Source organism: Paenibacillus ehimensis NBRC 15659, from assembly GCF_004000785.1.
Lineage (GTDB): Bacteria > Bacillota > Bacilli > Paenibacillales > NBRC-103111 > Paenibacillus_G > Paenibacillus_G ehimensis.
The window spans coordinates 1-1,264 of the sequence record NZ_BILX01000191.1 but is presented as its reverse complement, the minus strand read 5'-3'; the positions used below and the strand labels follow the sequence as shown (position 1 = coordinate 1,264).

1 protein-coding gene is annotated in these 1,264 nt (G+C 46.0%); it reads left to right on the top strand.

Translation table 11 applies throughout. The annotated features are described in order from the left end of the window. Nucleotides 1–75: 75 nt before the first annotated feature. Nucleotides 76–1,226, top strand: a protein-coding gene (locus tag PEH01S_RS34275; RefSeq protein ID WP_281281568.1) for an IS3 family transposase whose coding sequence is annotated in 2 segments (ribosomal slippage) — nt 76–331 and nt 331–1,226 — 1,152 coding nt in all. Because the reading frame shifts where the segments join, the coding sequence is not laid out codon by codon here. The last annotated feature ends 38 nt before the right edge of the window (nt 1,227–1,264 follow it).

Sequence of the window (1,264 nt, the reverse complement as noted above, 5' to 3'; positions counted from 1 at the left end):
TGGTGCTAGACTCAATATTGGACACGAAGAACCGAGAGTGCGAAAATAAAAGCATTCATAATCGAGGTGTCCGACATGACGAAAAAATACGACAAAGAATTCAAACTTCAAACTGTTCGACTTGTTCAAGAAGATGGGAAGTCGGTGGCGCAGGTAGCCCGTGAAATGGGTCTACATGAGAATACGATCTACCGCTGGATCGCCGAGTTTAAACAGGATGGCAGCGGGGCGTTTCCCGGCAGTGGACAACTAAAGCCGGAAGATAAGGCCATGCGTGATCTTCAGAAACGGATTCGTGATCTGGAAGAGGAGAATGAAATCCTAAAAAAGGCGATGCACTACTTCGCAAAAGACCGGCGCTGATCTATAAATTCATCCACGATCACCGCTTCAAGCTCCGTGTTGCGAAGATGTGCGCCGTATTTGGAATCTCCCGAAGCGGTTATTATGATTGGACCCGGCGGAAAGAAAGCGGGCGAAGTAAACGCCATGAGCGGCTTAAAAAGCAGATTCGCCGCATCTTTTTTGACCATAGGCGTCTTTATGGAAGCAAGAAAATCTGGGAAGTCCTGAAGAAACAGGGCGCTCAGGTAGCTGAGAAAACCGTTGCTCGAATCATGAAAGAGCTTGGCCTTAAATCCCGGACGGTCAAGAAATACAAAGCAACAACGAATTCCAAGCATAACTTGCCGGTAGCCGCGAATGTGCTGAATCAACAATTTCAAACGAGTGCGCCCAATCAGGTCTGGATGACAGACATCACATACATCCCAACCGATGAGGGCTGGCTTTATTTAGCGAGCGTCATGGACTTATATAGCCGTAAAATCGTAGGGTTTCATATGGATGAACGCATGACCAAGTCACTTGTGATAAAGGCGCTAGATCAAGCCTATCGGCTTCAGAAGCCACGTGGCGAAGTTCTCCACCACTCTGATCGAGGCAGTCAATATGCTTCTTTAGAGTATCAGGAGCGGCTTAAAACATATAAGATGAAAGGCAGCATGAGTCGTAAAGGGAATTGCTACGATAACGCTTGTATCGAATCGTTCCACAGCGTGCTGAAGAAAGAGCTCGTTTATTTGGAGAAGTTCAAGACCCGCAAAGAAGCTAGAGAACGGATTTTTGAGTATATAACGTGCTTCTACAATGGAAAACGAATCCATTCCTCTATTGGGTATTTTACACCCAATCAATACGAACGTATGTACCGACTTGCTGCGTAATTCTCTCGATTCTGTGTGTCCAATCTATTGACAGTAGT